This is a genomic window from uncultured Clostridium sp. (assembly GCF_937920395.1).
In the GTDB taxonomy this organism is placed as follows: Bacteria; Bacillota; Clostridia; order Clostridiales; family Clostridiaceae; genus Clostridium_AD.
Window position 1 is genome coordinate 1 of sequence record NZ_CALEVF010000330.1, and the last position, 10,326, is coordinate 10,326.

General features: G+C 29.5%; 6 protein-coding genes. 4 read left to right on the forward strand and 2 right to left on the reverse strand.

The window, feature by feature from the left end:
* The first annotated feature begins 95 nt into the window (after positions 1-95).
* The 4 genes from Q0649_RS20180 to Q0649_RS20195 are packed head-to-tail and all read left to right on the forward strand — an operon-like array spanning position 96 to position 6,401.
* Complete coding sequence (locus tag Q0649_RS20180) at positions 96-1,328, forward strand: hypothetical protein (protein ID WP_298846069.1); 1,233 nt, start codon at positions 96-98, stop codon at positions 1,326-1,328.
* Between the two features lie 11 nt (positions 1,329-1,339).
* A complete protein-coding gene (locus Q0649_RS20185) occupies positions 1,340-2,068 on the forward strand; it encodes a DUF6063 family protein (protein ID WP_298846072.1) in 729 nt (242 codons plus the stop codon).
* Entirely contained in the window at positions 2,061-3,386 is a 1,326-nt protein-coding gene (locus tag Q0649_RS20190; RefSeq protein ID WP_298846075.1) for a hypothetical protein, read from the forward strand. The genes Q0649_RS20185 and Q0649_RS20190 overlap by 8 nt, the downstream gene beginning before the upstream one ends.
* A gap of 24 nt (positions 3,387-3,410) precedes the next feature.
* Positions 3,411-6,401 (forward strand): hypothetical protein, encoded by a 2,991-nt coding sequence (locus Q0649_RS20195; protein ID WP_298846078.1) that lies wholly within the window; start codon positions 3,411-3,413, stop codon positions 6,399-6,401.
* 220 nt (positions 6,402-6,621) lie between these two features.
* Here Q0649_RS20195 and Q0649_RS20200 read toward each other — a convergent pair whose 3' ends face one another.
* Together Q0649_RS20200 and adhE are read right to left on the reverse strand one after the other, a co-directional pair.
* Positions 6,622-7,257, reverse strand: a complete 636-nt coding sequence (locus Q0649_RS20200; protein ID WP_298846081.1) for a redox-sensing transcriptional repressor Rex — start codon at positions 7,255-7,257, stop codon at positions 6,622-6,624.
* 41 nt (positions 7,258-7,298) lie between these two features.
* Entirely contained in the window at positions 7,299-9,941 is a 2,643-nt protein-coding gene (gene adhE, locus Q0649_RS20205; RefSeq protein ID WP_298846084.1) for a bifunctional acetaldehyde-CoA/alcohol dehydrogenase, read from the reverse strand.
* Positions 9,942-10,326: the final 385 nt, after the last annotated feature.

Sequence of the window (10,326 nt, forward strand, 5' to 3'; positions counted from 1 at the left end):
AAACCCTTTTTGCCAATAAAAGGGTTTTTGCTATTTGCAATGGCTGAGTAGTAACTAATTATATAGAAAATAAAACTGTAACTTTTCAGTATCATTTGCTTCAGCAAAGACCTTCTAAAAGTAACAAAGATAAGAGTACTTTCTATTTGACTGAAGAGGGTTATAGGCTTTTATTAGGTTCTTTTGAGGTGGATGAAAAAACTCAGATTGATATAAATCAAATGGTACTAGAGTTAAGTTTAAAAAGAAAAAATTTCACACAGGGTCTAATGGCTATAGAAAATCTAAATAATCTTGTAACTTCTCAAATTAACATTATAAATAATTTTATTATAAAAACTAAAGAAAATATTCTTGCTATAAACCAAGATGAATTTGAAGAGGATTTTGTTAAAAATATAGAGGTTTTAAGAGAGCAAAATACTAAATTTGATGAGCTTAAGACTATAATTATTTTAGAGGAAAAACGTCTTAGAGGAGTAGATGGTATTACACTTGAAAGCTCCTACGAATCATTAAGGCAGCTTGGAAGAATTAAAGAACTACTTATAAGTATATCTCAAAAGGCAGGAAAACTAATAAATAAGCATTTTGAGTTTAAAAAGGAATACATAAAGGCTTTGGAGGATATAAGTTATTACTATAATATTAAGAGAATAGACATTAAGGAGAATATTTTAAAGCCTATAGAGGAGGATGCAAACAAACTAGAAAATATCCATATGCTCTTTAATCCACTGTTTAATAGCAGTTTGAAAAAGTATTTTAACATAAATAAAATTTTTGAGAAGCAGAATATGTACGGTATTGATATGGAAGATGACCAGGTACTTATAGATAATATAGATAAGGATATGGAGCAGGAGAAAAAACTTAAGGAGAAAAGGCAACAATATCAGGAGATAGTTGCTACTATATTAGAGTTTGTCATAGGCAAGAAAAGTACTGATTTTAAGGCCTTAATCAAATTTTATAGAGGTGCTAGTGAGAAAGAATATAAAAAGCTTGTGCCAAGTATTAGGATGCTGGCAGAAGTAATTATAGAGTTTTTAAGAATTGGTGATATTGATGTAAATTATTTAATAGAGAGCAGTGGAAAAGATTATGTAAATGAAGAGATAGAATTTGATTTTAAAACAATTCTAGTACAAGAAATAAGTAAAAAATATAGGTTAGCCAATGTAAATATGATTAGATTTTACAAATCACCATTTGGTGAAAAAGTGGAAGTTAAAGAGTGGCCAGAGGAAAAAGAATTTTTAGAGCAAATGGATTTTACAACTATTAACATTGTAAGGTGTCCTAATTTTAATATGGAAGTAGAATAGGGGTAGTGAATATGTATTCAATGGATGATATAAAGCTGGCTTTACGGGTATATAATTTTCTTCAACAACATGGAGAATTGACTTTGCAGCAAGATAAAGAATTATATAATAGCTTTAATGAAAATAATGTACAAGACATCCTTCTCGAAATAGGAGAAGAGGTACAAGTTCATATTAAAAAATACGATGATACCATTTATCTTATACCTTATGTAGATAATGAGTTTTTAGGTTATAAGAGAGCTGAGCTAAAAAGAGAAATATTTGGAAGAACAGATATTAGAAACATAGAATATTTTCTTGCTATGTATATAATAATTGTACTTATATCTGAGTTTTATAGTGGGAGAGGCTCTAATGTCCGAACGCGAGATTTAATTGACATTGGAGAAATAGATGAAAAGCTCACAGACAAGCTGGAGTTTCTAAAGGAAAAAGACAATAAGCAACTTGAAGATGAAACAAACCTTGCAATATCTGATATAGCTAAATATTGGTTCACTCTTATCAACGAGGATGATAGTGCAAAGATAAGAACTAGAAGATGGTACATTTATCAAATCTGTAGATTCTTAAAGAAGGAAAAGCTAGTAAATATTCAGGATGAGACAGTAATTATACCAACTAATAAGATGAATAGATTAGTATCAAATTACTTTCTTGATTATGAGAGACTTTCTGAAATTAATAGGATCTTAGATATTAAAAATGAGGATAGTGGTGATGTAAATAATGCCTAAGTTAAGTAAAACTAGAATAATTAATTTGAATTATAATGATGGCAAGAGAACCATATATAATCAAATATTTGATTATAAAAATGGCAGTAGTACCTTGTTTTCAATGGACAACGGAGTGGGGAAGACTGTATTGATTCAATTTTTCATACAACCGTTTATAAAAAGTAAAAGAGATTTATCGGGAAGAAGCTTTGAAGATTATTTTACTAATAATACTCCTACTTATATTATGCATGAAATAGTTTTAGATGGTGGATATGAAAAACTTCTTGTGGGGATGGTTATTAAAAAAGAAACCACTAATGAAGATGAAAAAAGCAAACTAAGAATATTGGCATTTACTCATAAATATTCGAAGGAAAATGATTATGATATAGAGAATATTCCCTTCATAGAAAATGAGGATGGACTTCAAAAGATTTTAAGATTTAAAGAAGCGGAACAAAAACTGAAAGATTATAGTCGAGGAAAAATCAATTTTAAAATCTATAATTTTAATGACAGTACCAAAAAAAATGAATACTTCAGTGAGCTAGATAGCTATAGAATTAACCATAAAGAATGGGAGGAAATAATAAAAAAAATAAACAACGATGAATCTGGATTATCTAACTTATTTGATAAATGTAAGGATGATGAGGCCTTAATTAAATTAGAAATTTTGCCTATCATTGAAAGTAAGATAAATGGTGATGCTGACCAAATAGGAAGCATTAAAGATAATCTTAAAGAATATATAGAAAGCTATAAGAGAAGTAAAAATTCAATAGAGGAAGTAAAGGGCCTTGAGGAATTTTTAATTGATAGTGAAGTTTTACTTCCCTTGTTTAGTAAGGGAGAAGAAAAGCAGCAGGAGCGTATGGTGGTTCTAAATAAATTATATACATTATGCCTTAAAGTCGATGAAGCTATTAACATTAAAACCAAAGAAAAACTTGATTATGAAAGTTTTATATATGATTTAAATAGTGAAATGAAAAGTGTAACTCATGAAGAGTTATCTTATGAATATAGCAATTACAGTTTAAATATAGGAGTACTTCAAAAGAAAATTGATATTTTAGAGGATAGCTTAAATAAACTTCATATTAACAATAGAGAAGTTAGTAAAGCACTATCAGTGCAGTTGGCTGCAGAATGTTTTGAAGAAATGAACCATAATAAGCAAAAACTTTCAGAGGTTGTAGAGAGAATATCTAATTTTGAAAAGGAAGATAGTGAAATAAACCTAAACATTAAAAATTATAAATTTACTTTGAATATGCTTTATGGTGATGAGGTAAAGAGTTTAAAAGAGAAACTTATTAAACTGGAATAAAAATTGCAGACTTTATTATTAGACATGAAAAATGAGGAAGTTAAAGAGAAAAAAATTAGAGAAGAACTTATAGATATCAAAAGTAATATAGCAGGTAGAAAAATAGAGATAGGAAATTACGAAACTTTAGAAGGTAAATTTAAGGAGAAGTATAAAAAATTCTATTTAACTCGTAACCCATTTTTTAAAACCTACGAGGAGAAAGAACTTAAGCTTTATAGGAATTCATTAGATAAGAAGCTTTTATTAGTGGAGCATGATAAAAAGCAAAATGCTCAGGATATTCTTGCTTCAAGAGAAAAAATTGATGCTTTAGATCAGAAGAAATCAGTTATGCAAAAGGATCAAAGTCAGTTAGCTATAGAAAATAATGAAAAACAACATAATTTAAAAGATTTTAATACACAAACTAAGGATATTATAAAAATATTAGCAATTAGAGGACTTAAAGAAGATGTGGTAGCTTTTAAGGATAAAGCTAGAGAAGACATTGAAGCTGAGTTACTTAAGTTAAGTAAGCATGAGGATAACTTTCAAAAACAAAAGAGTGAAGTTAACCTGGAATTACAAAGATTAGAAACAGGGTTTGTGGAGATTCCAAAGGATTTAGAAAAGGAACTTAAAGAGAAAGGTATAGACTTTGAGTATGGTTTAAGTTGGCTTAAAAAGTACCAAGGTTCATTTGATGAGAAGAAAGAAATTATAAAGAATAATCCTTTTATACCATATTCATTAATCATTAATAGGGGGGATTATGAAATACTAACAAAAGAAAACCTTCAGATTTTATCTTCAATCCTTATTCCTATAATTGATAAAAATAAGCTTAATGAATTAAGGAAAGTTGAAGTTATTAATAATGTTTTAAAAATGGGTAGCCAAGACTTCATTTTATCTTTTAATGAGTTATTACTGGATGAAGAAGAAAAGGAAAAGGTTATTCAGGAGCTGGCGAAGAAGGATAAAATTATAAGAGAAGAAATTTCTAAAATTAAGAATGCTATAGAAAATGCTAATTACTATAAAAAAACGTTAGATAGTTATAAGTATATTGGTAATGAAGATATAAGACTAAATGTGGACATTAAAAATACTCAGAGTAAAATAACTATGTTAATAGAGGATATAACTGCTACGGAAAATGATATTGTGAACAATAGGAAAAAGCAGCAAGAACTACAAGATAAAATTTTAGTTCTTGAAAAACAATTAATGATTTTAAATGAAAATAAAAACAAGTTCGAGGATTTATTACAAGGTTATGAAAAGTTTTTAGCCTCTATTAAACATCAGGAAGATTTAAAGGAGCAAGAGGGTAAAAAGCAAAAGGACTTAAATGCTTCAATGGATTTTATAAAAAAGACTAGTGATAAAACATCTGATATTAAATTAGAAAATAGAGATTTAGAAAAAACAATTGAAGAATTTCAAAATGAACATAACTTCTATAAAGAAGTAAATGAAGGTAAGATGGTTTCAGGAGAAATACATGAAATCACAGGAAAACTTAAAGCTTGTGAGTTTGACTATAAAAGTGACTTGAAAAGAGATAAAGAAGATGAAAAGAACTATAATGGTGAAATAGATAAATGGGATAAAAAGCTAAGCAAAATCCTTAAAAACAGTGGTATTGACCAGGAATATAAACAGGAAAAGTATGATAGGTTTAAGGAAGAAGATTTAGAAGCGAGACTTAATGAATTAAAAGAATCCATTGATACTGAAACTAATAAGAAAATCAGTGAGCAAATGAAAGTTTCCAATTTAGATGGATATAAAAAGTCTAAGTATGAAGAAATCATTAAAAGTGGATATAGTGACGTTTTAGCTCTAGAGAATATTAAAGATATTAATTTTAAGAAAAGAAAAGACAAAATATATAGAGATTTAAAGGAACAAAAGGAAATAGTAGGGGAGTATGAAAATAACCTTAAAAATTTAAGAAAGGCTTACTTTCAATTACAGATTTATAGAGAAAAGCCAGGGAGAGTTGTAGAAATACTTATAAATTTTGATGATTACAACTTGGTAGAGTCTTTTATAAACAAAACAATAGGGGAAGAAAGCAGAATAAATTCTGAATATAAAGGCATAGAGAGTGAGTTATCGGAAAAGTTAATCGACATTTATGAAAGATTCAGAGAAAAAAACTTATTAATTAAAGACAGAATTTATGACTTGGTAAGAGATGAGAATAAAATAAAGAACAAGGGTAAGCTTGCGTCTCTTATAGAAGTAGTAGGTAGAAAATGTAGAGTTCTAACTATCGAATTAGAAAATATAAGAAATGAAGAAGGAGCTGTAATAGATCAGATAACCCGTTATAGCAAAGAAGTGTACGATGAGTTAACCACTATTGATAGCAAATCTAGTATAAAAATTAAAGACAAGAGCAAGAAGATGTTAATCATTGAGGTTCCAGAGATATTAGATGAGCAAGGTTTAAGGGAACATATTAAGGAAAAGGTAAATGAGGCAACGTTGCTTGATGGTGATTATGGTCAGTTCTTAGATAGTGAAATAACAACAGCTATATTATTAGGTAAACTTATAGGAAGCCTTAATAGAATTAGAGTATTCATTTTCAAAATAGAGAAAAGTGGATTAGTAAAGAAGAACTGGAAGGAAGCCGTTTCTAAAAATTCCGGTGGAGAAAAATTTGTTTCCATGTTTATATTGCTAGCGAGTTTACTTTCTTATATGAGAAAGAAACCAACGGACATAGGTAACTTTGAGGAAAGCAAGATAATAATAATGGATAACCCGTTTGCAAAAACTAATGCAGAGCATCTTTTAGAACCGATGTTTGAAATAGCAAATAAATATAAAATTCAATTAATTTGTTTCTCTGGTATTGGTGGAAGTGCTGTGTATAATAGATTTGATGTTATTTATGTAGCTAAAGTATTAGCGGATAATTTTAGAAATAAAGAAAATGTTGAATTCACTAAAAATGAGGATACTCTTGAGACCTATGATTTTGAGTTTTATACTGAGCAGACGAGATTAATATAAATTTTAACTAAATAGCTTAGGTAAAGAGCTTGATATTAATGGAGTATCTTCTAACGGAAAATAACTGCTTTTAAGAGGAATATCTTAAAATTTTTTATAGGCTAATAATTCAATTATATTAATAGATGAGCCTGAAATATCACTATATCCAGAGTGGCAAACAAAAAATACTGCACAAAGGCCTAAATTCCTATGGGTAGTATTTTTCTGGAATTACTTATTAATAAATCCTGTCATTCATTAAACACCTGAGTGTTAACAAGCTATTAGTTAAATTTATATTCTCTAAAATTGTTTCTTTTGGTACTTTTAAATCAATAGGTGTAATATTAAATATACACTTAACTCCATTTTCTACCATCATATCAGTAACCGTTTGTGCATAATTCTTTGATACACAAATTATCCCGATGTCTGTTGGTGTTGTCTTTAAGAAGCTTACTAATTTGTCTATGCCTAGCACTTTAATATTTTGAAATGTTAATCCTATAAGTTCTGGATTAACATCAAAAATACCAACTAATTTAAAATTTGATTGTTTATATCTAGTATAATTAGCAATAGCCTTCCCAATATTATTTGCTCCTATTATTATCATATTGTGTTTTTTTAAGAGTCCTAAAATACCATTGATTTCAATTAATAATTCTTTAACATTATACCCTATTCTCTGTGTACCAAAATCCCCAAAATAATTTAGATCTCGTCTTATTTGACTAGCGGTAAAACCAATTATCTCACCAAATTTTTTTGAGGATATTATAACTACATCATTAATTACAAGTTTCCTTAAATATGCATGGTATTTAGTCATCCGTCTAATAACAAGCATTGGTATATTATTTTGATTTTCCACAATGTTAATTCTCCTTTGTAAAAATAAAACAATTCTATATATTAAGAAAACTGCTCATCTTTTTTTACTTCCGGTTTAATTTTACCAAATGAATTTATAAATATTTGTTTTATCTCACTTATCATTGGATACCTAGGATTAGCACTAGTGCATTGGTCATCAAACGCTTTTTCAGACATATCATCCAATGTTAAATAGAAATCTTTTTCTTTAACTCCTGCATCTTTTATAGTCAACGGAATATTTAATTCTTTTTTTAGGTTGGTAATTGATTTTATTAATAAATCTACCTTTTCATCATCAGTATTCCCACCTAAATTTAAATAATTAGAAATAGAAGCGTATCTTTCTTTTGAATCTGGGTATTTATTTTGTGGGAATGAAGTTTGTCTTACTGGAATATCTACTGCATTAAATTTAATTACTTCTTCAATTAGTACTGCAATAGCAATACCATGAGGCATATGGTGTTGTGCTCCTAATTTGTGTGCCATTGAATGACATATTCCTAAAAATGCGTTTCCAAAGGCCATACCTGCTATTGTAGATGCGTGTGCCATTTTCTCTCTAGCAACTATATTGGTAGTTCCTTCGCTATAGGCTGTTGGTAAATATTCGAATATTATTTTTATAGCTTGAAGTACCAATCCATCCGTATAATCTGTAGCCATGACAGATACATAGGCTTCAATAGCATGAGTTAGCGCATCTATTCCTGTAGCTGCAGTTAGACCTTTTGGCATATTCATCATAAGCTGTGCATCTACAATTGCCATGTTAGGTGTTAATTCATAATCTGAAAGTGGATATTTCATTCCTGTTTTCTCATCTGTTATAACTGCAAAGGGCGTTACTTCTGAACCAGTACCCGCAGTTGTTGGAATTGCTACTAATATAGCCTTAATCCCAAGCTTTGGAAAATGGTGTATTCTCTTTCTTATATCCATAAATTTCATTGCAAGCTCGTCAAATTTTTCTTCTGGATGTTCGTATAACACTTGCATGATTTTAGCTGCATCCATAGCTGATCCGCCACCGATTGTTATTATGGTATCTGGCTCAAATTCAAGCATTTCTTTGGCACCTTGATAAGCACATTCAAGTGTAGGATCAGATTTAACATCTGAAAATACCTTAAACTTTATATCAATTTTTTCAAGAACTTTTGTTATTTTGTCTGCATAGCCTAATTCACAAAGCATTTTATCAGTTACAATAAATGCTTTCTTCTTGCCCATATCCTTTAATTCCTTAAGTGCGGATTCTAAGCATCCATATTTGAAGTATATTTTTTCTGGTACTTTAAACCAAAGCATATTTTCCCTTCTCTCTGCTACTGTTTTTATATTTAACAAATGTTTAGGTGCTACATTTTCTGACACTGAATTGCCTCCCCAAAATCCACAGCCTAGGGTAAAGGAAGGTGCTATTTTAAAGTTGAATAAATCACCACTAGCCCCTTGAGCTGAAGGCATATTTATAAAAGTTCTTACAGTCTTCATTTTAGAACTAAATTTTTCTACTTTCTCTTTTTCCCTCAAAGAATCTACATATAATGAAGATGTATGTCCCATACCACCGAGTTCAATGAGTCTTTCTGCTTTTTCTAAAGCTTCATCAAAACTATTTACTTTATACATAGCTAATACTGTTGATAATTTTTCACGTGAAAATAGTTCATCTAGTTCAACTGATTTAACTTCGCCTATAAGAACCTTTGTCCATTCCGGTACATTAACATCTGCTAACTTGGCAATGTCGCAAGCAGACTTTCCAACTATACTTGGATTAATCTTATCATTTTTAAACATAATATTTTTGACCTTATCTATTTCATCTTGATTTAATATGTATGCTCCTCTTTTAATAAGTTCATCTTTAACTTTAGTATATATTGAATCTAACACTATTATAGATTGTTCTGAAGCGCATATTGTACCATTGTCATATGTCTTGGATAGTATTATTGAACTCACAGCCATTTCTATATCTGCACTTTCATCAATTATTGCGGGTGTATTTCCTGGTCCAACACCAATAGCCGGTTTTCCTGATGAATAAGCCGATTTAACCATTCCGGGACCTCCTGTAGCAAGTATCACATCAGCTTCACTCATAAGTAATTTTGAAAGTTCTATAGAAGGGTCATCTATCCAATCTATTATTCCCTCAGGGGCGCCGGCCTTAACTGCGGCATCTAAAAGCAATTTTGCTGTTGCTATTGTTGATTTTTTTGCTCTTGGATGAGGGGAAAATATTATACCATTCCTTGTTTTTAAACATATTAATGATTTAAAAATTACTGTCGATGTAGGGTTTGTAGTTGGTACAATACCTGCTACAACACCTATTGGTTCTGCAATTTTAGTTATACCATAAGTTTCATCTCTTTCGATAACACCACATGTTTTTTCATCTTTATATTTATTGTAGATATATTCTGCTGCAAAATGATTTTTGATTACCTTATCTTCGAGTAAGCCCATACCAGTTTCTTCTACTGCCATTTTAGAAAGAGGTATTCTAGCTTCTAATGCTGCCATTGCTACTTTTTTGAAAATCTCATCTACTTGAGCCTGAGTATAAGTTGAAAATTTTTTTTGAGCTTCTTTTACACTTTTTAGTTTCTTATTTAATACTTCTACGTTTGTTAATTCCATATATATACACTCCTTTTGATTTATATTATTTTAAATCAGGTTATATTGATAATTATTTAACACATGTGCGCAACATGGTTGAAGACAAACTGATGTTATATAATGATTTTCATTAAATATATTGTAAATTAAATTTTAATTACATGGTAATACTAGTAAATTTTTGAATTATTACTTATTTAAGTTCTAGGTTAGTATAAATCACCACAATGTGTTTGTCAAATATTTAACAATCAATTCGTATGATGATTACGTTTACTTTGGTATTTATTTTAACGATAGTTCAGAAGAAAAGTATCCAACTCATATAAGAGTACATTTATAGGGACAGCAGATATGTATTATCTGCTGTCCCTATTTTTAGTGTGCCCGGCATGGGCGTTTACTCGTCGGTGAAAGTCCGATACGG

Coding starts and splice junctions, on each gene's coding strand:
- Q0649_RS20185 (WP_298846072.1), top strand. CDS start 1,340: ATGTATTCAATGGATGATATAAAGCTGGCTTTACGGGTATATAATTTT.
- Q0649_RS20190 (WP_298846075.1), top strand. CDS start 2,061: ATGCCTAAGTTAAGTAAAACTAGAATAATTAATTTGAATTATAATGAT.
- Q0649_RS20195 (WP_298846078.1), top strand. CDS start 3,411: ATGAAAAATGAGGAAGTTAAAGAGAAAAAAATTAGAGAAGAACTTATA.